The following is a 20,877-nucleotide window of genomic DNA, read 5'->3' as shown; positions in this document are numbered from 1 at the left end:
GCGACAAGAGTAAAAGGCCCGTCCGCTTCGGAAATCGCAAAGACTTTCCGATGGCCGGGAGAGATTTCGATCAGAGTGATCCGCCCCCGGCAAGATCAAGAGTACCGGACACGATCTTTGTCACAAGCAGAAAAAATGATGCGCTCCGGTGCACGCAACGCACCAATGCTGCGTCGGCATGGCCCAGGGAACGGTGCCTTCCATGCACCGGATTGGGCCAAACTAAGCGATTGTTTTCCAGTCGCGGTGGCGCAAGCCTGGGGCATCGATTTCCCGTCGCCGCCCTGGACCGGACAGGCTTCCTGCCGGGCGCGCGGCCCCGCCCGGCCCGCTTGTGCGGCGCCCGGCCATCCGAAGGATCATGCATGCTCAACACCGATACGCAACGCCGCGAAGGCCCCCTGGCCGGCGTGCGCGTGGTCGATCTCACGCACATGTTGGCCGGCCCCTACAGCACGTGGCTGCTCGGCGCGCTGGGTGCGGAGGTCATCAAGATCGAGCGTCCCGGCAAGGGCGACTTCACCCGGATCATTGCCCCCTTCAGCGAGGAGGAGAGCATTTACTTCCTCAGCGTCAACCGCAACAAGCGGAGTCTGACGCTCAACTTGAAGGAGGAAAAGGGGAAGGAGATTTTCAAAAAGATCGTCGCCACCTGCGACGTGCTGGTTGAGAACAACCGGGCCGGGGCGATGGACCGGCTGGGTCTGGGCTATGCCGACCTGAAGGCGGTGAACCCGCGGCTGGTCTACGCCTCCATCTCCGGCTTCGGGCAGGACGGCCCCTACCGCCACCGCCCCTGCTTCGACGTGGTGGCCCAGGCCATGTCGGGCATGATGAGCATCACCGGTGAGCCGGGCGGCGATCCCTGCCGCGTCGGCGCGTCGATCGGCGACATCGGGTCGAGCCTGTTCGCGGCCATCGGCATCCTCGCCGCGCTTCAGAAGCGGACCAGCACCGGCGAGGGCAGCTTCATCGACGTGGCGATGCTGGATTGCCAGTTGGCGCTGATGGAAAACGCCATCGCCCGCTTCCTGAACGCCGGGGAGACGCCGCGGGCGCTGGGCAGCCGCCACCCGCTGATCGCCCCCTTCCAGGCCTTCCCCACCGCCGACAAGCCCATCGCCGTCTGCGTGGACACCAACGAGCAGTGGGACCGGATGTGCCGCGCCATGGGGCTGGAGCATCTGCTGTCCGACCCGCGCTTCCCCACCGGCTCGGCCCGCAACGCCAACCATGCGGAGCTGGAGCCTTTGCTCCGGGAGGTGTTCCTGACCCGTGGGCGCGATGCGTGGCTGGACATCCTGGAGGAGGCCGACGTCCCGGCCAGCCCGATCAACAGCGTGCCGGACGCGCTGAACGATCCGCAGGTGGTTCACCGCAAGATGGTCGTGGAGGTTCCGGAGGGCTCGGGCAAGCGCTTCGCCGCCGTGCCGATCACCATGCCGGAGGCCCCGCTGCCGGCGGAAAGCCCGGCGCCGCGGCTGGGCGAGCACACCGACGCCATCCTGGCGGAGCTGGGCTTCTCCGCCGACGAGATCGGCGCCTTCCGGCGCGACGCGGTGGTGTGATGAGCGGAAGCGCGGGGGAGGAGCGGCGGGCGATGGGTGGTGAAGGGGCGCGTGCGGTGCTGGCGGAAATGTTTCATACTGCCGCCGGAATCGCTCCCGCCTCCGTCCACAGCCCAAAGGTCCGCATGGCGCGTCGTCTTCCGCCCCTTCTCGCGCTTCGCGCCTTCGACATCTTCGCCCGTCAGGGCACGGTGCGGGCCGCCGCCGACGAACTGGCGGTGTCCCACACGGTGGTGTCGCGCCACATCCAGAATCTGGAACAGTCGGTGGGGGTGAAGCTGGTCGCCAAGTCGGGGCGCGGCCTGTCCCTGACCCGCGAGGGCACCCGCTACGCCTCCCAGCTCCGCCGCGCCTTCGACCTGATCGCCGAGGCCAGCAACGAGTTGCGCAACGGTGGAATGGAGGCGGTGCACATCTGCTGCCTCGCCGGGCTGGCCTCGCGCCGCCTGCTCGCCCGCCTGCCGGAACTGGAGGAGGCGCTGACCGGACGGGAGGTGATCCTCCAGCCGACCTCGACCCGTCCCGACTTCAGCCGGGAGGAGGCCGACGCCGAGATCATGTATCTTGAGGACGGCAACTCCGTCGCCGAGGGGCTGCGGTCGGAGATGTTCGCGCGGCCCCGCATCCTCGCCATCGCCAGCCCGGAGTTCAAGGCGCGCTACCCCGATGTGCGCACGCCCGCCGACCTCGTCGGCCTCCCGCTGATCCACGAGCAGTCCACCGGCATGTGGGAGGCATGGTTCGAAGAGGCCGGCATCGCCGACCTGCCCCGGCTGCGCGGCCCCCGCCTGTGGCAGGCGCACCTGACCATCGAGGCGGCCCGGCTGGGGCGCGGGGTGGCCCTGGTCAGCGACCTGCTGGTGACCGATCCGCTGGCCAACGGGGAGTTGGTGGAGATGGTGGACAGCAACGTCACCATCGGCGGCTACTACTTCATCGCCCCGGCCCACCGCTGGAACACGCCGGTCATCTCCGCCATCCGGCAGTGGCTGCGCGCCGTCTTCCCGCCGGAACAGACGTCCACCCTCTAAGGCTCTTCCATGACCCAGGACCACGCCCTGCCGCCGGACATCTTGCCGACCAACATCCTGCTGTCCGACGTGCGGACCGTCGAAGAAAGCTGGATCGACCTGTACGGCCACATGAACATGGTCCGCTACGTCGCCCTGTTCGACGACGTCGGCTATGCCCTGATGGAGCAATGGGGGCTGGGCGAGACCTACACGCGGGACGAGGGGTTCGGCCTGTTCGTGGTCGATGTCGCCATCCATTACCGGCGGGAACTGCGCGTCGGCACGCCGTTGCGGGTGGCCCTGCGGCTGCTCGACGCCGACGACAAGCGCCTGTTGAGCCTGCTGGAGATCCGGCGGGCCGACGACGGGACGGTCGCCGCGACCATGGAGCAGCTTTCGATCCACGTTGATCTGGGCACCCGCAAGGTGACGCCCTTCGCACCCGCCCAGGCGGAGCGCCTGCGCGCCCTGGCGAAAGTCCAGTCCGCCCATCCCCTGCCCTCCGGTCACCGGCGGCGGCTGCATCTGGCGTCCAATCCCTCTCCCGCCCCGGGAGAGGGTGGCGCCGCAGGCGCCGGGTGAGGGTCGTACGAGGATCAAGGCGCTGATCCTCGGCTTTACCCTCACCCTTCCCACGCTTCGCGTAGGCCCCTTCCCTCTCCCGAGGCGGGAGAGGGGATCTTGAGTGCGATGTGAGTGGTTGCCGCCCGGCGGGACCTTCACGATATGTCCGCCATGACCTTTCTGCGCATCGCGTTGCGGCTGGCTTGGCGGGACCTGCGGGGCGGTGTCGCCGGACTTTGGATCGTGGTCCTGGGGGTGGCGCTCGGGACCGCCATGATGGCTGCCGTGGGGTCGCTCGGCGGCGGGGTACTCGACGGGATGCGGGCGACCGCAAGGGAGGCGGTCGGCGGCGATCTGTCCCTGCGCCTGTTCCACGCACCGGCGACGCCGGAACAACGGGCTTTCCTCGAAACGATGGGCACGGTCGGCGAGACGGCGGAACTGCGGCCCGTGGCGGCGGCGGTGTCCGGCAGCGCCCGCACCCTGGTCGAACTGAAGGCGGTCGAAGGAACTTACCCGCTGGTCGGAGTGGCGGCGGTGTCCGGCGCGCCATCCCTTGCCGACGCGCTGGCCCGCCGGGACGGGGTTTGGGGTGCGGCGGTGTCCGCCGACCTTCTCGGCGCGTTGGCGCTGGGTGTCGGGGACCGGTTGCGGATCGGAGCCGCCGAGGTCGCGATCCGCGCCGTGCTGGAGCATGAGCCGGACCGGGCGTTCCGCGCCTTCTCCCTCGGCCCGCGCGTCGTCATCGACCGCCAAGCGCTGGACGCGACGGGACTCGTGGAGCCGGGTGCCGCCATCTACTGGTACTATCGCCTCGTCCTTCCGGAGACGGTGCGATCCGACGCCGTTCTGCGCGATCTGGAGCGCCGTTTCCCCGACGCCGGTTGGCGGATCGTCGATGCCTCGCACGGCATTCCGGGCGTGGATCGCACCGTGCACCTCGCCCGCGCGCTGTTCCTTCTGGGGTCGCTGTCCATTCTGCTGATCGGCGGGGTCGGCATCGGGCGGGCGCTGTCGGCGCATCTCGCCCGGCGGTTGCCGGTTCTGGCCACGCTGAAGGCTCTCGGCGGGTCGCCGCGCCTTCTCTTCACCGCCTTCCTGCTGCAGACGCTGGCCGTGGTCGGCGTGGCGCTGCTGATCGGCGCGGTGGCCGGCGCGTTTCTGGCGGCGGCGGCGGCGCGCGCGCTGCCGCTCGACTGGCTGCCGGAGACGAGCGGCGCCGTCGATCTGGCGGCCCTGCTGCTGGCTGCGGCGGTGGGGCTTGTGGCGGCGCTCCTCTGCGCCGTGCCGCCCCTGGCCCGCGCCGCCGGAACCAGACCCGCCGCGATCTGGCGGGGACCGGTGGACGGCGCGCCGAAGCCTCTGGGATGGCGGGTGCGCGGTGCCGTCGCGCTTCTGGCGCTGGCGCTCGCCGGCCTGCTCGCGGGCTGGACGGGCATGCCGCTGGCGGTCGCGGGGTTCCTCCTCGCCGCCGGGCTGGTGGCGGCGGCGTTCGCGCTGCTGGGGCAAGGGCTTGCGCGGGCGGCCCGCCGGCTGGCGCGGGGGCGGCGGCCGGTGGTCCGGCTGGCGGTCGCCAACCTCGGGCGGCCCGGTGCGCCGACGGTCCCGGTGGCCGTGGCGCTGGGGATCGGCCTCACCCTGCTGGTGACGGTCGGCGTGGTCGGACGGTCGGCGAGCGGGCATGTCGAGGCGGTGCTGCCGGCGGAAACGCCCTCCGTCGTCTTCCTGAACATTCCCCCGCAGGATGGCCAGCGCTTCGCCGAGCGCCTGTCCGCCCTGCGCGGCGTCGAACGGGTCGAGGCGGTGCCCTTCCTCCACGCCCGGATCAGCCGCCTCAACGGCGCCGCCGTCACCGAGGCGGACGTCCCGCGCTCCGTGGGCTGGGCGGTGCGCGGCGACCGTGGCCTGTCCTGGCGCGACCGCCCCGCCGCCACGGACCGGATCGTGGCGGGGGACTGGTGGCCGGCGGGCTATGCCGGTCCGCCGCTCGCTTCGCTGGACGCGCAGGTGGCCCGCCGGTTGGGGCTGGCGGTGGGGGACAGCGTCACGCTGGCCCTGGCGGACGGCCCGGTGACCGCCAGGGTCGTCAACCTCCGGCGCATCGACTGGACGAGGCTCGGGCTGGACTTCCCGGTTCTCCTCTCCCCCTTCCCCGAACCGCCGCCGCACAGCCTCGTCGCCGCCGTCTGGTCGAAGCCCGACGCGATGCAAATGGTTGAAGCGGAGGCGGCGCGGACCGTCCCGAACGCCCCCGCTGTGCGCGCGGCGGAGGTTCTGGAGACGCTCGGCTCCACCGTCCGACAGGTCCGCCGGCTTCTGGACGGCCTGTCCGCCGTCGCCCTTGGCGCGGCTGCCGTGGTCCTTCTGGGTGCCGTCGCCAACGGCGCGCGGCGCCGGCTGCACGAAATGGCCATCCTGCACGCAATCGGGGTCGGGCGGCGCGCGATGGGTCTGGCCGTGGTTCTGGAGTTCGCCCTTCTGGGCGCCGCCGTCGCCGCGGTGGCGGTGCCGCTCGGCTGGCTCGGCGGAGCGGCGGTGGTCGCGGGCCTAACCGATGGCGCCCCCTTGCCCGGCGGCGCGATCCCCCTGGCCGCCTTCCTCGGCGCCGTCGCCGCCATGGCCTTGGCCGGAGCGGCACTGGTGGCCTCCCTGCCCCGGCGGGACGTGATGCGGTGGCTGCGCAGCGGCGCTCTCTCCGCGTGATCCGTCCTTTCGTCAGGCCATCGTGCCGTCATCGTCACCCCGCCTCAACAGCCGCTTGCCTGCCCACCCCGGAAGAACATATTAAGAACGCACGCGCACAGTGGGAATGGGACGATGGACGACGCCTTGATCGAGAAGCTCGGCATCCTGGCCGATGCGGCGAAATACGACGCCTCCTGCGCCTCGTCCGGCGCCAAGCCGCGCCGCGGCGGCAAGGAGGGGTTGGGCTCCACGACCGGGGCCGGGATCTGCCACGCCTACACGCCGGATGGGCGCTGCGTCTCGCTTCTGAAGATCCTGCTGACCAACCACTGCCTGTTCGATTGCGTCTACTGCATCAACCGTCGCTCCTCCAACGTCCGCCGCGCGCGTTTCACGGTGGAGGAGGTGGTGACGCTGACCCTCGGCTTCTACAAGCGCAACTGCATCGAGGGGCTGTTCCTGTCCTCCGGCATCATCCGCTCGCCGGATCACACCATGGAGCAGATGATGCTGGTGGCGCGGACCCTGCGGCGCGACCACGGCTTCGCCGGCTACATTCACCTGAAGACCATTCCCGAAGCCAGTCCCTGGCTGATCGAGCAGGCCGGGCTGTGGGCGGACCGGCTGTCGATCAACCTTGAACTGCCCTCCGACCACAGCCTGAAGGCCTTCGCGCCGGAGAAGAACGGCGGCACCATCAAGGCGGTGATGGGACAGGTCAACGAGCGCATCGTGGAGGCCAAGGAGGAGCGGCGCCGCTTCTCCCCCGCCGGCCAGAGCACCCAACTGATCGTCGGCGCCGACGACGCCACCGACCGCTCGGTTCTGGAGACCAGCGGCACGCTCTACCAGCGCTACGGGCTGCGCCGAGTCTATTATTCCGCCTTCAGCCCGATCCCGGAGGCCAGCTCGGTCCTGCCGGTCAAGCCGCCGCCCCTGCAGCGGGAGAATCGGCTGTATCAGGCCGACTGGCTGCTGCGCTACTACGGCTTCACGGTGGAGGAGATCGCGTCCGGCGGCGAGGACGGGATGCTCGACCTCGGCATCGACCCGAAGCTGGCCTGGGCGCTGAAGAACCGGGAGCGGTTCCCGGTGGACGTCAACCGCGCCGACCGCGAGATGCTGCTGCGGGTGCCGGGGCTGGGCGCCCGCGCCGTCGACAAGATCCTCTCGGCCCGCCGCCACACCCGCCTGCGGATGGAGGATCTGGCGCGGCTGTCCACCGGGCTGAGGCGGGCACGCCCCTTCCTGATCGCCGCCGATTACCACCCCACCGGCGGCCTGACCGACCGGCTGGACCTGCGCCGGCGGCTGGTGACTCCGTCCAGCCAGTTGAGCCTGTTCTGACGATGCACACGATCGCCTTGCGGGAGGGAGCGGACCTCGACGGCTTCCGCCGGGCGGTGCGCCGCCTCGCCGCCGCCCGGACGCCGCCCGAGGCGGTGCTGTGGAGTGTCGGCGCCCCGTCGCTGTTCGGCGACGACGCGGCGCTCCCGCCCGGCGACGGGGCACCGGTCCTCCTGCCCCAGGCGGTCGGGCGGCTGATCGAAACCGTGGTCTGTCACAGCGATCCGGAACGCTACGCCCTGCTCTACCGGCTGGTCTGGCGGGTGCTGAACGGAGAACGGGCTCTGCTCGACCAGCACGCCGACCCGCTGGTGCACCGGCTGGAGCGGCTGGACAAGGCGGTGCGGCGGGACATTCACAAGATGCACGCCTTCCTGCGCTTCCGCGCGGTGCCGGACTTGGACGGCGGCGAGCGCTACGCCGCGTGGTTCGAACCCGACCACAACATCGTCGAGGCCGTTGCCCCCTTCTTCGTCGAGCGGTTCGAAAGCATGGTGTGGACGATCCTGACGCCGAAGGGATCATTGCACTGGGACCGCCAACGCCTGATGACCGGCCCGCCCGCCGAGCGTCCGGACCCGCTGGACGACGACCGGTTCGCCGAGGGCTGGCAACGCTATTACGAGAGCACCTTCAACCCCGCGCGGGTCAATCCGACGGCCATGCGGGCGGAGATGCCGCGGAAATACTGGGCCAACATGCCGGAGACGGTGGCCATCCCCGCCCTGGTCCGCTCCGCCCCGGCCCGCGTCCAGGCGATGTTGGAGGCGGAGGCCGCCGTCCCCCGCCGCCGCATGCCCGAAAAGGCCGTGGCGGCCATGGCCCGGCAGGCCCCGGCGACCCTCGCCGAGCTGAACCTCCTGATCCGGCGCTCCGAACCGCTGGTGCCGGGCGCCACGCAGGCCGTGCTGGGCGAGGGGCCGGAGGGTGCCGCCGTCGCCATCGTCGGCGAGCAGCCGGGCGACCAGGAGGACCGCGAGGGCCGCCCCTTCGTCGGCCCCGCCGGTCAATTGCTGTCCGCCGCGCTGGAGGAGGCCGGCATCGACCGCGGCGCCGTCTACCTGACCAACGCGGTCAAGCACTTCAAGTTCGTCCAGCGGGGCAAGCGGCGCATCCACCAGTCCCCCACCGCCGGGGAGGTGAAGCATTACCGCTGGTGGCTGATGACGGAGCTGGGCTTCGTCCGCCCCCGCCTCGTCGTCGCGCTGGGAGCCACCGCGGCCCTGGCCCTGACCGGCCGCCCCGTCTCGGTTCTGCGCGAGAGGGGACCAATGGCCTTCGACGGGTGGAACGGCTTCGTCACCGTCCACCCCTCCTATCTCCTGAGGCTTCCCGGCGCCGAGGAGCGGCGGACGGCCCAGGCGGACTTCATCGACGATCTGCGCCGGGCCGCGGCCCTGGCGTGAGCCGTGCGGAGTATTCCCACAATAAAATTACCGATACCTAGAGATAGCTTTGAAAAACGCCCCGTTTCGGTAGCCATTGGAAACGGCGGCCGGCGATCGCCGAGCGCCAACCCACCGGCAACGGCTCTGTCCACTCAAGCGAAGGGAAACGGACGATGACCAGCGGCAAGACCGAGGACGGGTTCATCACCACGACGGACGGCGTGCGGATCTATTGCAAGGATTGGGGGCCGCGCGACGCGCAGACGGTCATGTTCCATCACGGCTGGCCGCTGACCGCCGACGACTGGGACTCCCAAACGCTGTTCTTCCTGAACAAGGGCTTCCGCGTCGTCGCCCACGACCGGCGGGGGCATGGCCGCTCGACCCAGACGGCGACCGGGAACGAGATGGACACCTACGCCGACGACGTGCTGGCCGTCGTCACCGGGCTGGGCTTGCGGAACGTCTTCCATGTCGGCCACTCGACCGGCGGCGGCGAGGTCGCGCGTTATCTGGGGCGCCACGGCACCTCGCGGGCCGGTAAGGCGGTCCTGCTGGGCGCCGTTCCGCCGATCATGGTCAAGACCGAGGCCAACCCCGGCGGCCTGCCGCTGGAGGTGTTCGACGGGTTCCGCGCGGCGCTGGCCGCCAACCGCGCCCAGTTCTTCCGCGACATTCCGTCCGGCCCCTTCTACGGCTTCAACCGCGACGGCGCCCAGGTTTCGCAGGGCATCATCGACAACTGGTGGCGCCAGGGGATGATGGGCGGCACCAAGGCCCATTACGACTGCATCAAGGCCTTCTCCGAGACCGACTTCACCGAGGATCTGAAGAGGATCGACGTCCCGACCCTGGTGATGCACGGCGACGACGACCAGATCGTGCCGATCGCCGCTTCCGCCCCGCTCTCGTCCAAGCTGCTGCCGAAGGGCACGCTCAAGGTCTACAAGGGCTTCCCGCACGGCATGGCGACCACGCACGCGGAAACCATCAACGCCGACCTGCTGGCCTTCTTCAAGGGTTGAGACGGTACACCGGCCAGCATCCTGGCTCTGTGCTCCGGAACACGAAAGGCCGGCCCCGTCTCCGGGGCCGGCCTTGCCGAGCAAATCGCCTTGAACGCCGCTCTGTGCTTCTGCCGAGCCTGCTTCACGTACGGCTCCTGTGTCTGCCCCACTTGTAGGAGCAGGACTCTCGCTTCGTCACCTGCCTCAGATGCGGGGTCCATCTCGCTACGCGCCGCCCCCGTCCCGCAGGGCGCGTATCACCACGTCGCCGGTGTGGCGCATGTGGTCGCGCAGGCGCTGGCCCATCAGGTCGCCGTCGCGCTGGGCCAGCGCCTCCATGAAGGCTTCGTGCTCCTGCACGGACTCGTCCCAGCGGGCCTGCTGGAGGTTCGCCATGTAGCGGGCGCGGCGGATCTTGCCGGAGAAGTCGGCCTGCATTTCCGCCAGAACGCGGTTGCCCGACACCTCGGCGATCCGCCGGTGGATCTTCTGGTTGGTGCGGAAATAGTCCGAACGCCGGCCACGGCGGTGGAAGTCGACCAGCCGCGCGTGCAGATCCTGCAACTCCTCCACCTCCTCGGCGGTCGCGCGCTGGCAGACGAGCTGCCCGGTCATGTACTCCACGCCGGCCATCAACTCGAAGATGTCGGCCACCTCCTGCACGCACATGCGCTTCACGATGGCGCCGCGGCTGTGCAGCAGCTCCACCAGCCCTTCCGATGCCAGCACCTTCAAGGCCTCGCGCAGCGGCGTGCGCGAGACGCCGAACGCCTCGCAGAGCTGGCTTTCCGGGATGCGGGCGCCGGGGGACAGCTCCCCCTCCACGATCATGGAGCGCAGGCGCGCCGCCACCTCGTCGTGCAAAGTGACCCGGCCGATGGCAGCCCGGCGCGCCGGACGCTCGTTTGCCGAATTCCGCATCACCATGCCTCCCCCCGCTGCCCAGGATTTGAGCGGACCACCGTACCTCCTCCGGAGGCGCGGAAAGCGGACAAACCCATCCCGCTCACATTTTTTCCGTTATTGTTCAATATGTTATACGTCATTGTAATTCAATATCCAGTTTTGGCAATTGACTTGCAATAGGACGAAGAGGATCGTGGTTCCAAGCATGAGGGAAAGTCAAGCCGGTCGAAAGGAGACAATCGACCCGCCGATTTCGCCGTAATTCCCTAATACTCGACCGCGTCCGGTGCAAGTATCGGAGCGTGCGCCCGCGCGCCGCTCGACTGGAACAGGAGAGGTGCATCCATGGGAACCCACTCGGGATTTCTGGCCGTCCTGGCCGTGGCTCTGGGCGTCACGGCGGGCAGCGCCAACGCCGAGACGCTCCGCATCGCCGGCAACTTCGCGCCGGAGCATTCCTCCTCCAAAGCCATGGAGCTTTTCAAGGCCGAGGTCGAGCGCGGCACCAACGGCGCGCTGACCATCGACCTGTTCCCGGGCATGCAGCTTGGCGGCGCCAAGGAGAACGTGGACGCCGTGCGCTCCGGCACGATCTTCGGCACCTGGGTGGGGGCGGCCTTCGTCTCGCGCCTCGTGCCCGAGGTGGAGGCGGTCAGCCTGCCCTTCCTGTTCGAGACCCGCGAGACCGCCTTCCAGGTCATCGATGGCCCGGTCGGCAAGGCCATCGAGGAGAAGCTGGCGGCCAAGGGCTTCGCGCCGCTCGGCTGGATGGAGCTGGGCCAGCGCCACGCCACCAACAACATTCGCCCACTGAAGACCCTTGAGGACTTCAAGGGCCTGAAGCTGCGCATGCAGCCCAACGAGACGCACCTCGCCACCTTCCGGGCGCTCGGCGCCAACCCGGTGGCGATGGACGTGAAGGAGCTGTATTCGGCACTCCAGCAGGGCGTGGTGGACGGGCAGGAGAACCCCTACCCCATCATCCGCGCCAGCCGGTACTTCGAGGTGCAGAAGTACCTGTCCAACACCGGCCACTTCTTCGACTTCATCCCCCTCGTCGCCAACAGGAAGCAGTTCGACGCGCTGAAGCCGGAGTACAAGCAGGCGATCGCCGCCGCCTCGGCCAAGGCCGTGGCCGAGCAGCGCAAGCTGGCCGCCGAGGCCGACGCCGAGGCGCTGAAGGACCTCCAGGCCAAGGGCATGCAGTTCGACGCGCTGACGCCGGAAACCCTGGCCGCGCTGCGCAAGGCGACCTCCGGCGTGGTGGACGAGGTGAAGAAGCGCGCGGGGGCCGACCTGGTCGATCAGGTGCTCGCCGCCGCGGGCAAGAAGGGATGAGCACGCTGAACGGCGTGGCCGCGCCGCCGGGGACCGCCGCCGCGGCCCTCGGCCGGGTGCTCGACGGCATCGACTGGATCGTCGCCAAGGCGGTGATCGGCGCCATGATCGGCATGGTCGTCATCGTCTCGGCCCAGGTCGTCATGCGCTACGCGCTGAACCTGTCCATCGACTGGGCGGAGGAGATATCGCGTCTCCTCTTCGTCTGGGCGGTGTTCCTGGCGATCCCGCTGGGCATCCGGCGCGGCGCGCATGTGGGCATGACGGTGCTGACGGACGTCATCCCCACGGGGCCGCGCGCCGGGCTGGCCCGGCTGATGGCGCTGCTGGGCATGGGCTTGATGGCGGTGGTCGGCTGGCAGGCGGTGATCCTGACGCTCGACCAGTGGGACGAGCCGATGTCGACGCTGGACGTCTCGGTCGGGCTGTTCATGCTGCCGGTCTGCATCGGCGCGCTGCACGGGGCGCTGCACCTGCTGTCCCAGGCGCTGGGGCGCGGCGTTCCGCCGGGCAGGGAGTAGAGCGACATGAGCCTGCCGATCATCCTCATCTTCATGATGCTGGGCCTGCTGGGCATGCCGCTGGCCTTCGCGCTGGGGTTCAGCGCGCTGGCCGGGCTGTCGCTGGGCGGCATCGACGTCAACATGCTGCCGCAGCGCATGATGCACGCGGTCAACGCCTTCCCGCTGATGGCGATCCCGCTGTTCATGCTGGCCGGTGAACTGATGATCCGCGGCGGGCTGGCGGAGCGGCTGATCGATCTGGCGAACGCCTTCGTCGGGCGCGTGCAGGGCGGCCTCGCCCAGGTCACGCTGGTCTCAGGCGCGGGCATGGCCGCGGTGTCGGGCGCCGCCGTGGCCGACGCCAGCGCGCTCGCCACCGTGCTGGTCCGCCAGTTGGAGAAGGTGTACGGCACCGGCTTCTCCGCGGCCATCGTGGCGGCGGCGGCGAACCTTGGCCCCGTCATCCCGCCGTCGGGCGCCATGATCGTCTACGCCTTCATGGCCGGCAGCGGCGTGTCGGTGGCCGGCATGTTCCTGGCTGGCGTGGTGCCGGGGCTGGTCTATTGCGCCGGCATGATGGCGCTGTGCTGGTGGATGGCGAAGCGCCGCGGCTACCCGCCCACGGGCGAGCCGGTCAGCCTCGCCAACATCGCCTATCAGATGCGGCGGTCGCTGGTGATCCTGCTGATGCCCATCGTGGTGATCGGCGGCATCGTCGGCGGTGCCTTCACGGCGACGGAGGGTGCCGCCATCGCGGTGGTCTACGCGCTGCTGGTCGGGCTGTTCGTGACGCGGCGACTGAAGCTGGCCGACCTGCCGGACTGCCTGCTGAAGGCGGCGGTCACCACCGCCATGGTCGGCGCGCTGATCGCCTTCGCGTCGGCCGTCACCTTCCTGATCACGGTGGACCTGCTGCCGATGCGGCTGACCGCCGCGATCAAGGGCCTGACCACCGACCCGCTGGTCTTCAACCTGCTGGTCGCGGCCATGCTGTTCGTGGTCGGCATGTTCCTGGAATCTAACGCCGCCTACATCATGCTGGTGCCGCTGTTCCACCCCATCGCCGTCTCCTACGGCCTGGACCCGCTGCACTTCGGCTTCCTGTTCGTCTTCAACCTGGTGCTCGGGATGCTCACGCCGCCGGTGGGTGTGGTGCTGTTCGTCGTCTGCGGCATCGCCCGGATTTCCATGGGCGAGATGATGCGCCACCTCTGGCCCTTCGTCGCCCTGGGCTTCGCGCTGCTGGTCACCGGCATGCTCTTCCCGCCCCTCATCACCGCCCTGCCGCACGCGCTGGGCTACTAGGGAGACCCCCTTTGCAGAAGCGTACGTTGATCGGAATGCTTACCCCCTCGTCGAACACGGTGCTGGAGCCGGTGACGAGCGCCATGCTGGCGGGGCTGCCCGAGGTGAGCGCCCATTTCGGGCGTTTCCGGGTGACCGAAATCTCGCTGAAGCCGCAGGCGCTGGGCCAGTTCGGCGACGCCCCCTTCCTGGACGCCGCGCGGCTGCTGGCCGACGCCCGGTTGGACGTGATCGGCTGGAACGGCACGTCCGCCGGCTGGATGGGCTTCGACGCCGACGCGCGGCTGTGCGAGTCCATCGAGGCGGAGACGGGCATCGCCGCCTGCACCTCCATGCTGGCGCTGAACGAGATCCTGGAGACGACGGGGCGCAAGCGCTTCGCCATCGTCAGCCCCTACCTGGACGAGATCCAGGAGAAGATGGTCGCCAACTACACCGCCGCCGGCTTCGAGGTGGTGGCGGAGCGGCACCTGAACGATCGCGGCAACTTCTCCTTCTCCGAGGTGACGGAGGAGCGGATCGAGCGCCTGTGCGCCGAGGTGGCGGAGGCCAAACCCGAGGCCATCGCCATCATCTGCACCAACATGCGCGGAGCCCCCGTGGCGGAGCGCGTGGAGAAGGCCCTGGGCATTCCCGTCTACGACACGGTCTCCACCGTGGTGTGGAAGGCGCTGCGCATGACCGGCGTGGACACCCGGCGCGTGCAGGGCTGGGGCAGCCTGTTCCAGGAACTGGCGTGAGGGAGGGCGGCATGGACCCGTTCGATCTGGTCATCCGGCACGGCACCGTCGCCACCGCCGGCGACGTCCAGCGCTGTGACGTGGGCATCCGCGGCGGGCGCGTCGTGGCGCTCGGCGAGGGGCTTGCCAAGGGCAAGGAGGAGATCGACGCCACGGGGCTGCTGGTGCTGCCGGGCGGCGTGGACGCGCATTGCCATTTCGACCAGCCGACCGGCGACGGGTCGGTGATGGCGGACGACTTCACCTCCGGCACCCGTTCCGCCGCCTGCGGCGGGACCACGACGGTGATCCCCTTCGCCTGCCAGATGAAGGGCCAGTCCTTGCGCGCCGCGGTCGAGGACTACCACCGGCGCGCCGACGGCAAGGCGGTGATCGACTACGCCTTCCACCTGATCGTCACCGACCCGACCGAGCAGGTGATCGGGCAGGAGCTGCCGGCGCTGATCCGCGACGGCTACACCTCCTTCAAGATCTACATGACCTACGACAGCCTGAAGCTGAACGACCGCCAGATCCTGGAGGTTCTGGACGTGGCACGGCGCGAGGGCGCCATGGTCATGATCCACGCGGAGAACAGCGACTGCATCGCGTGGCTGACCGACAAGCTGGAGCTGGCCGGCAAGACCGCGCCGAAGTACCATGCCGCCGCCCGCCCCATGGTGGTGGAGCGCGAGGCGACCCATCGCGCCATCGCGCTGGCCGAACTGGCGGACGTGCCGATCCTGATCGTCCACGTCTCGGGCGCGGAGGCGGTGGAGCAGATCCGCTGGGCGCAGGGGCGCGGCATGCGCATCTACGCCGAGACCTGCCCGCAATACCTCTTCCTCACCGCCGACGACCTCGACCAGCCGGGGCACGAAGGCAGCAAATGCATCTGCTCGCCCCCGCCGCGCGATAAGGCGAACCAGCAGGTGATCTGGGACGGGCTCCAGGGCGGGGTGTTCCAGGTCTTCTCCTCCGACCACGCGCCGTTCCGCTTCGACGGGCCGGACGGCAAGCAGGTGCACGGCGCCGACGCGCCCTTCTCCAAGGTGCCGAACGGCATCCCGGGCGTCGAGACGCGGCTGCCCCTGCTGTTCTCGGCCGGGGTCGGCGAAGGCCGCATCACGTTGGAGCAGTTCGTGGCGCTGACCTCGGCCAACCCGGCGCGGCTCTACGGCCTCTACCCACGCAAGGGGACCATCGCGGTGGGCTCCGACGCCGACGTCGCGCTGTGGGACCCGCAGCGGGAGGTGACCATCAGCAACGCCCTTCTGCACCACAATGTGGACTACACGCCCTACGAGGGAATCCGGGTCACCGGCTGGCCGGTGCTGACCCTGTCGCGCGGCGCGGTGGTGCAGCGCGACGGCACGCTGACCGCTCAACCCGGCCACGGCCAATTCCTGCCCTGCGACCTGCCCGCCCCCGCCCGGCCACGCACCGGCCGCGCCGGCGCCGTCTGATATCAAAAAGAACACGGAGGCTCACAGACATGACCAAGTCCCCCACCCTTGCCGCCCTCCTGCTCGCGACCGGCGCCCTTTTGGCGGTGGCCCCCGCGGCGCAGGCCGCCGACCCGACGACCATGCGCGCCGTCGGCAACTTCTCCTCCAACCGCAAGCATGTGGAGGGGATCGAGCGGCCCTTCTTCGACGCGCTCTCGGACAAGAGCGGCGTCAAGCTCCAGGTCAACTACAACCCGATGGACGTGGTCGGCGTGAAGGCCGACGAGGCGCTGCGCCTGATCCGCTCCGGCGCCTTCGACGTGATGAGCGTGCAGATCGGGCAGGCATCGCGCGACGACCCCTTCTTCGAGGGGCTGGACCTGATCGGCGTCTCCACCGACATGGCGCAGTTGCGCAAGGCGGTGGACGCCTACCGCGAGGCGTTCGACCAGCGCCTCCAGAAGAAGTTCAACGCCAAGGTCCTGACGCTCTGGCCCTTCGGCCCGCAGGTCTTCTACTGCAACACGCCGATCAAGAGCCTGGACGACCTGAAGGGGCTGAAGGTGCGCAGCTTCACGCCGTCCATGGCGGCGCTGATCCAGCACCTCGGCGCCACGCCGGTGACCCTGCAGTTCAGCGAGGTGTACCCGGCGTTGCAGCGCGGTGTGGCCAACTGCGGCGTGACCTCGCCCACCTCGGGCAACAGCGGCAAGTGGCCGGAGGTGACCACCCACTTCCTGCCGCTGTCGGTGTCCGGCTCGGTCCAGGGGCACTTCGTGAACCTGGACTACTGGAAGAAGTTCTCGCCGGAGAGCCAGGCGAAGATCCTCGCCGCCTTCAAGGGCATGGAGGACCAGATGTGGACGCTGGCGGAGACGGCCAACACCGACGCCGCCAACTGCAACGTCGGCAAGGACCCCTGCACCGAGGGCACGAAGTTCAGCATGACCCCGGTCGAGGTGACGCCCGCCGATGCCGCCAAGGTGAAGGCCGCGGTGACCGCCGTCGTCCTGCCGATCTGGAAGGAAAGCTGCAACCGCATCGATCCGGGCTGCACGCAGACCTGGAACGAAACGGTCGGCGAGGCCGCCGGGTACAAGATCGACTGACGCGCGTTGCCCCCACCCCAGCCCCCCCGCTTCGCGGGAGAGGGGGCCTTGTTCCCTCCACCGCGCCAGCGGGGGAGGGTCAGGGAGGGGGCAAAACACCTCGCACATCCAAGGACCACCCATGCCCTCCAGCCCCCTTCACAACCTCCTGAACCCGGTGTGCCGCTTCGCCGCGATCCTCTGCGGCTGGGGGCTTCTGGGACTGAGCGTGCTGACCTGCGTCGAGATCGTCGGACGCAAATTCTTCGGCTTCTCGCTGAACGGCATCGACGAGGTCGGCGGCTACGCGCTGGCGATCAGCACCGCCTTCGGCTTCGCCCTGGCCCTGGTGCGCCGCGCCCACACGCGCGTCGACCTGCTGCTGGTCAGCCTGCCGCCGAAGGCGCAGGCGGTGCTCAACGCGGCTGCCGCCGTGGTTCTTGCCGTCTTCGCGGCCTTCATGGCGGAGCGCGGCTACGCCGTACTCAGTGAAAGCCTGGAGTTCCGCAGCGTCTCCAACTCGCCCCTCCAAGTGCCGATGTGGCTGCCGCAGGGGCTATGGTTCGTCGGGCTGGTGCTGTTCGCCGCGGTGGCGGCGGCGCTGGCGGTGGACGCGGTGCGGCGCCTGCTGCGCGGCGAGGCGCGGCGCATGAACGCCCTCTACGGCCCGCCCACGGTGCTGGAGGAGATCAAGGAGGAACTGGGCACCGAGCTGCCCGACATGAACCGGAGGGCCGCGCAATGATCGGACTGTGGGAAGCGGCGTTCGGCTTCGCGGTGATGCTCGGGCTGATGTTCCTGGGCTTCCATGTGGCGGTGGTGATGTTCGCGGTGGGGCTGCTGGGGGCGGCGCTCACCATCGGCTCGCCCATCGTGCTGGCGGCGGGCACGCAGCTCTGGAGCGCGTCGGACAATTTCGTGCTGCTGGCGGTGCCGCTGTTCGTGCTCCTGGGCGAGATCCTGGTGCGCGGCGGCTCGACCGACCGCATGTACCGGGCACTGGCACACTGGCTTTCCCCGCTGCCGGGCGGGCTGCTGCACACCAACATCGGCGCGTCGGCGCTGTTCGCGGCGGTGTCCGGCTCGTCCGTGGCGACGGCGGCGACCATCGGGACGGTGGCCCTGCCGGCCTTCCGCAACCGGGGCTACGACCCGCGTCTCGTGCTCGGCACGGTGGCGGCGGGGGCGACGCTGGGAATCCTGATCCCGCCGTCGATCAACATGATCATCTACGGCGCCATGACCAACACCTCGGTCGGGCGGCTCTATTCCGCCGGCATCGTGCCGGGGCTGCTGCTGACCGCGCTGTTCATGCTGGTGATCGTGATGGTGAGCTGGTGGCGCCCGTCCATGGCCGGAGCGCGCGAGCCGATGGCGCCGCTGGGCGTGCGGCTGCGCGCGCTGTGGGGCCTCGTCCCGCCGCTGGGCATCTTCGCGGTGGTGATGGGCACCATCTACGCCGGCTGGGCGACGCCCACGGAATCCGCCGCGGTGGCCGTGGTCGTCGCGCTGCTGATGACGGCGGCGGGGCGCAGGCTGTCCATATCCATGCTGCACGACTGCTTCGTCGCGACGGTGCAGGTGACGGCGATGATCACGCTGATCGTCGTGGCGGCGTTCTACCTGAACTTCGTCATCGGCATCCTGGGCATCCCGCAGGCGCTGGCCCGCTTCGTGGCGGAGATCGGCGCGGGGCCGATCGAGACCATGCTGGTGCTGTTCGTCTTCTACCTGATCCTGGGCTGCTTCCTGGAGACGCTGTCCATGATGATCGGCACCATCCCCGTGGTCTTCCCGCTGGTGCTGACGCTGGGCATCGACCCGGTGTGGTTCGGCATCTTCCTGGTGGTGATGTGCGAGCTGGCGCTGATCACCCCGCCGGTCGGCATGAACCTCTACGTCGTGCAGGGCGTGCGGCGCGAGGGGTCGGTCGTGCAGGTCATCCAGGGAACGATGCCGTTCCTGGCGATGATGGTGCTGCTGACCTTCGTCCTGATCTACTGGCAGGACGTGGCGCTGTGGCTGCCGCGGATCACCTTCGGATGAGCGCGCTCCTCCTCGTCCCCGCCGCCGTGCTGGCCTCGGCCGAAGCCGAGGCGTTGCCCGGTCCGGCGGTGCTGGTGGAGGGAGGCCGGATCGCCGCCGTCGCTCCGCCTTCTCAACTGGAAGGCCGCGGGGCGGAGCGCATCGACCTGCCCGATGCGCTGCTCATGCCGGGGCTGGTCAACGCGCACCAGCACGGTCGGGGCCTCAGCCAGGTGCAGCTCGGCTACCCCGACGACCGGCTGGAGCTGTGGATCAACCGGCGGCGCGGGCGCGGCGCGCCGGACCCTTACCCGCTGGCCCTGCTGTGCGCCCTGGAGATGCTGCGCAACGGGGTGACCACGGCGCTGCACGCCAACATGAGCTACGGCAGCGGCGACTATGCCGGCGAGGTCCGCGCGGCGCTGCGCGGTTACGACGAGGCGGGGCTGCGCGTCACCTACTGCGTGGGCGCGGCGGACCGCGGCGGCATCGCCTACGATCTGGAGGAGGCGTTCCTCGCCACGCTGCCGGACGATCTGCGCGCCTGGATCACCGCGCCGCGCCCGCCCGCCTACGCCGAGGGCGCCGCCGGGACCAAGGCGCTGATGGCGGATCTCCGCGCGGACTTCGCCGGGCACCCGCGCGTCCGCTTCGCCTACGGCCCCGCCGGGCCGCAATGGGTGTCCGATGGCCTGTTCAAAGCGCTGGCGGAGGATGCGGACCGGCTCGGCCTTCCCGTCCACTTGCACGCGCTGGAATCGCCGGTCCAGGCAGCGGCTTGCCGGCGCCTTTACCCGGAGGGGGTGCTGGCCCGGCTCGACGCGCTGGGGGTGCTCGGGCCGCGGACCTCGCTGGCGCACGGTGTCCACCTGACCGACGCGGACATGGAGCTGGCGGCGGCGCGCGGCGTGTCGGTGGTGACCAACCCCGGCTCCAACCTGCGCCTCGCCAACGGGGCGCCGCCGCTGGCGCGGCTGCGGGCATACGGCGTGCGGCTCGCGGTCGGCACGGACAACAGCGCCTCTCAGGACGGCGAGGATATGCTGGGAGAGCTGCGGCTGGCCGGGCTGCTGGCCCGTGACCCGCAATGGGGCGGCCCGGCCGGGCCGGGCCCGGCGGACCTGCTGTCCATGGCGACGGTCAACGGCGCGGCGGTCGCGGGGTGGGACGACGTCGGCCGGCTGGAGCCGGGATGGCGCGCCGACCTCGTGGCGCTGTCGCTGGAGCGCGTCCGCGGCGGATGGCTCGACCCCGACATGCCTCTGCGCGACGCCGTGGTGGCGCGGGCCTTGGGACGCGACGTGGTGCTGACTATGGTGGACGGTCGAATCCTATACCGCGACGGCGCGTTCCCGCACCTCGATCCGGCGATGGTCAGGGAGGCGGCGGCGGAAGCGGCCCGCCGGGCGCGGGACCCACGGGACGACGGTGACCGTGAACGCGCGGTGCGGATCGGCGCGTCGCTGGACCGGTTCTGGAGCGCCCGCCTCACGCCCTGACCGGCCACTCATGCCGGAAGCCGAAGCGCCGTTCCAGCAGCCGGGCGCAGCGGAGCAATGTACCATAGCGGATCAGCCGCGCCCGCACCTCCAGCTCCTGAACGGTGAAGTCCTCGCAGCCCTTGAAGCGCCATCCTGGGCAGACCAGCCGTGCCAGACCTTCTGCCCCTGTTGCAGAAAAAGCCAGCAACCCTTTAGGATTGCTGGCTAATTTGGTTGCGGGGGCAGGATTTGAACCTGCGACCTTCAGGTTATGAGCCTGACGAGCTACCGGGCTGCTCCACCCCGCGGGTGTCTGAGAGGGCCAGTGGTCTGACGATTGTCGCGTGACTGTACAACGTTCCGCTGCGTCCGGACCGGTTCTGGTCTGGCGTGTGCCGTGGTGACCTGGCGGCGACCTACTCTCCCACGTCTTGAGACGCAGTACCATCGGCGCTGAGGCGTTTCACGGCCGAGTTCGGGATGGGATCGGGT

The 20,877-nt window shown here is 69.8% G+C and carries 18 protein-coding genes, 1 tRNA gene and 1 rRNA gene; 16 read left to right on the top strand and 4 right to left on the bottom strand.

What is annotated here, in order from left to right; genetic code table 11:
* Window positions 1–365 precede the first annotated feature (365 nt).
* The 7 genes from DS843_RS27980 (at window position 366) to DS843_RS27950 (ending at window position 9,590) form a co-directional block, all read left to right on the top strand.
* The gene (locus tag DS843_RS27980) at window positions 366–1,568 is read left to right on the top strand and encodes a CaiB/BaiF CoA transferase family protein (protein WP_167525500.1); all 1,203 of its coding nucleotides are present in this window, start codon (window positions 366–368) and stop codon (window positions 1,566–1,568) included.
* Window positions 1,568–2,599, top strand: a complete 1,032-nt coding sequence (locus tag DS843_RS27975; RefSeq protein ID WP_208852343.1) for a LysR substrate-binding domain-containing protein — start codon at window positions 1,568–1,570, stop codon at window positions 2,597–2,599. The genes DS843_RS27980 and DS843_RS27975 overlap by 1 nt, the downstream gene beginning before the upstream one ends.
* 9 nt (window positions 2,600–2,608) lie before the next feature.
* Complete coding sequence (locus DS843_RS27970; RefSeq protein WP_149472104.1) at window positions 2,609–3,163, top strand: acyl-CoA thioesterase; 555 nt, start codon at window positions 2,609–2,611, stop codon at window positions 3,161–3,163.
* Between the two features lie 153 nt (window positions 3,164–3,316).
* Entirely contained in the window at window positions 3,317–5,848 is a 2,532-nt protein-coding gene (locus DS843_RS27965; protein WP_167525499.1) for an ABC transporter permease, read from the top strand.
* Window positions 5,849–5,962: 114 nt separating this feature from the next.
* Window positions 5,963–7,177 (top strand): putative DNA modification/repair radical SAM protein, encoded by a 1,215-nt coding sequence (locus DS843_RS27960; protein WP_149472102.1) that lies wholly within the window; start codon window positions 5,963–5,965, stop codon window positions 7,175–7,177.
* Between the two features lie 2 nt (window positions 7,178–7,179).
* A complete protein-coding gene (locus DS843_RS27955) occupies window positions 7,180–8,583 on the top strand; it encodes a UdgX family uracil-DNA binding protein (protein WP_149472101.1) in 1,404 nt (467 codons plus the stop codon).
* Between the two features lie 155 nt (window positions 8,584–8,738).
* A complete protein-coding gene (locus DS843_RS27950; protein WP_149472100.1) occupies window positions 8,739–9,590 on the top strand; it encodes an alpha/beta fold hydrolase in 852 nt (283 codons plus the stop codon).
* Window positions 9,591–9,797: 207 nt separating this feature from the next.
* On the opposite strand, the gene DS843_RS27945 is transcribed toward DS843_RS27950, so the two are convergent.
* A complete protein-coding gene (locus DS843_RS27945) occupies window positions 9,798–10,493 on the bottom strand; it encodes a GntR family transcriptional regulator (protein ID WP_167525498.1) in 696 nt (231 codons plus the stop codon).
* 330 nt (window positions 10,494–10,823) lie between these two features.
* On the opposite strand from DS843_RS27945, the gene DS843_RS27940 reads away from it, so the two are divergent.
* The 9 genes from DS843_RS27940 to DS843_RS27900 all read left to right on the top strand — a co-directional run bounded on the left by DS843_RS27940 (window position 10,824) and on the right by DS843_RS27900 (window position 20,403).
* The gene (locus DS843_RS27940) at window positions 10,824–11,816 is read left to right on the top strand and encodes a TRAP transporter substrate-binding protein (RefSeq protein ID WP_149472098.1); all 993 of its coding nucleotides are present in this window, start codon (window positions 10,824–10,826) and stop codon (window positions 11,814–11,816) included.
* Window positions 11,813–12,337 (top strand): TRAP transporter small permease, encoded by a 525-nt coding sequence (locus tag DS843_RS27935; RefSeq protein ID WP_149472097.1) that lies wholly within the window; start codon window positions 11,813–11,815, stop codon window positions 12,335–12,337. The genes DS843_RS27940 and DS843_RS27935 overlap by 4 nt, the downstream gene beginning before the upstream one ends.
* Before the next feature lie 6 nt (window positions 12,338–12,343).
* On the top strand, window positions 12,344–13,624 hold the full coding sequence (locus DS843_RS27930) for a TRAP transporter large permease (protein ID WP_149472096.1): 1,281 nt from the start codon (window positions 12,344–12,346) through the stop codon (window positions 13,622–13,624).
* A gap of 35 nt (window positions 13,625–13,659) precedes the next feature.
* Window positions 13,660–14,364, top strand: a complete 705-nt coding sequence (locus tag DS843_RS27925; protein ID WP_286192368.1) for a maleate cis-trans isomerase family protein — start codon at window positions 13,660–13,662, stop codon at window positions 14,362–14,364.
* Window positions 14,365–14,375: 11 nt separating this feature from the next.
* Window positions 14,376–15,809 carry a dihydropyrimidinase gene (hydA, locus tag DS843_RS27920; RefSeq protein WP_149472094.1) on the top strand — a complete coding sequence of 478 codons (1,434 nt, stop codon included), beginning with the start codon at window positions 14,376–14,378 and terminating at the stop codon, window positions 15,807–15,809.
* A 29-nt stretch (window positions 15,810–15,838) separates the two neighbouring features.
* A complete protein-coding gene (locus DS843_RS27915) occupies window positions 15,839–16,900 on the top strand; it encodes a TRAP transporter substrate-binding protein (protein WP_149472093.1) in 1,062 nt (353 codons plus the stop codon).
* A gap of 121 nt (window positions 16,901–17,021) precedes the next feature.
* The gene (locus DS843_RS27910) at window positions 17,022–17,624 is read left to right on the top strand and encodes a TRAP transporter small permease (RefSeq protein WP_149472092.1); all 603 of its coding nucleotides are present in this window, start codon (window positions 17,022–17,024) and stop codon (window positions 17,622–17,624) included.
* Complete coding sequence (locus tag DS843_RS27905; protein WP_149472091.1) at window positions 17,621–18,925, top strand: TRAP transporter large permease; 1,305 nt, start codon at window positions 17,621–17,623, stop codon at window positions 18,923–18,925. The genes DS843_RS27910 and DS843_RS27905 overlap by 4 nt, the downstream gene beginning before the upstream one ends.
* Entirely contained in the window at window positions 18,922–20,403 is a 1,482-nt protein-coding gene (locus tag DS843_RS27900; RefSeq protein WP_149472090.1) for an amidohydrolase family protein, read from the top strand. Before DS843_RS27905 ends, DS843_RS27900 begins: the two co-directional genes overlap by 4 nt.
* Here DS843_RS27900 and DS843_RS27895 read toward each other — a convergent pair.
* The 3 genes from DS843_RS27895 to rrf form a co-directional block, all read right to left on the bottom strand.
* On the bottom strand, window positions 20,393–20,593 hold the full coding sequence (locus tag DS843_RS27895) for a hypothetical protein (protein WP_149472089.1): 201 nt from the start codon (window positions 20,591–20,593) through the stop codon (window positions 20,393–20,395). The genes DS843_RS27900 and DS843_RS27895 overlap by 11 nt on opposite strands.
* A 23-nt stretch (window positions 20,594–20,616) precedes the next feature.
* A tRNA-Met gene (locus DS843_RS27890) sits at window positions 20,617–20,693 on the bottom strand.
* A 95-nt stretch (window positions 20,694–20,788) separates the two neighbouring features.
* Window positions 20,789–20,877: ribosomal RNA gene (rrf, locus tag DS843_RS27885) — 5S ribosomal RNA — on the bottom strand; the annotation flags it as partial.

Source organism: Roseomonas genomospecies 6 (genome assembly GCF_008365375.1).
Taxonomy (GTDB): domain Bacteria; phylum Pseudomonadota; class Alphaproteobacteria; order Azospirillales; family Azospirillaceae; genus Azospirillum.
Note: the sequence above shows the minus strand (reverse complement) of the source record. Positions and strands in the feature narration are given on the sequence as shown.

Bases quoted from the DNA above. Each gene is read 5' to 3' on its own strand.
- DS843_RS27980 (WP_167525500.1), top strand. From the start codon at position 366: ATGCTCAACACCGATACGCAACGCCGCGAAGGCCCCCTGGCCGGCGTG.
- DS843_RS27975 (WP_208852343.1), top strand. From the start codon at position 1,568: ATGAGCGGAAGCGCGGGGGAGGAGCGGCGGGCGATGGGTGGTGAAGGG.
- DS843_RS27970 (WP_149472104.1), top strand. From the start codon at position 2,609: ATGACCCAGGACCACGCCCTGCCGCCGGACATCTTGCCGACCAACATC.
- DS843_RS27965 (WP_167525499.1), top strand. From the start codon at position 3,317: ATGACCTTTCTGCGCATCGCGTTGCGGCTGGCTTGGCGGGACCTGCGG.
- DS843_RS27960 (WP_149472102.1), top strand. From the start codon at position 5,963: ATGGACGACGCCTTGATCGAGAAGCTCGGCATCCTGGCCGATGCGGCG.
- DS843_RS27955 (WP_149472101.1), top strand. From the start codon at position 7,180: ATGCACACGATCGCCTTGCGGGAGGGAGCGGACCTCGACGGCTTCCGC.
- DS843_RS27950 (WP_149472100.1), top strand. From the start codon at position 8,739: ATGACCAGCGGCAAGACCGAGGACGGGTTCATCACCACGACGGACGGC.
- DS843_RS27945 (WP_167525498.1), bottom strand. From the start codon at position 10,493: ATGCGGAATTCGGCAAACGAGCGTCCGGCGCGCCGGGCTGCCATCGGC.
- DS843_RS27940 (WP_149472098.1), top strand. From the start codon at position 10,824: ATGGGAACCCACTCGGGATTTCTGGCCGTCCTGGCCGTGGCTCTGGGC.
- DS843_RS27935 (WP_149472097.1), top strand. From the start codon at position 11,813: ATGAGCACGCTGAACGGCGTGGCCGCGCCGCCGGGGACCGCCGCCGCG.
- DS843_RS27930 (WP_149472096.1), top strand. From the start codon at position 12,344: ATGAGCCTGCCGATCATCCTCATCTTCATGATGCTGGGCCTGCTGGGC.
- DS843_RS27925 (WP_286192368.1), top strand. From the start codon at position 13,660: ATGCTTACCCCCTCGTCGAACACGGTGCTGGAGCCGGTGACGAGCGCC.
- hydA (WP_149472094.1), top strand. From the start codon at position 14,376: ATGGACCCGTTCGATCTGGTCATCCGGCACGGCACCGTCGCCACCGCC.
- DS843_RS27915 (WP_149472093.1), top strand. From the start codon at position 15,839: ATGACCAAGTCCCCCACCCTTGCCGCCCTCCTGCTCGCGACCGGCGCC.
- DS843_RS27910 (WP_149472092.1), top strand. From the start codon at position 17,022: ATGCCCTCCAGCCCCCTTCACAACCTCCTGAACCCGGTGTGCCGCTTC.
- DS843_RS27905 (WP_149472091.1), top strand. From the start codon at position 17,621: ATGATCGGACTGTGGGAAGCGGCGTTCGGCTTCGCGGTGATGCTCGGG.
- DS843_RS27900 (WP_149472090.1), top strand. From the start codon at position 18,922: ATGAGCGCGCTCCTCCTCGTCCCCGCCGCCGTGCTGGCCTCGGCCGAA.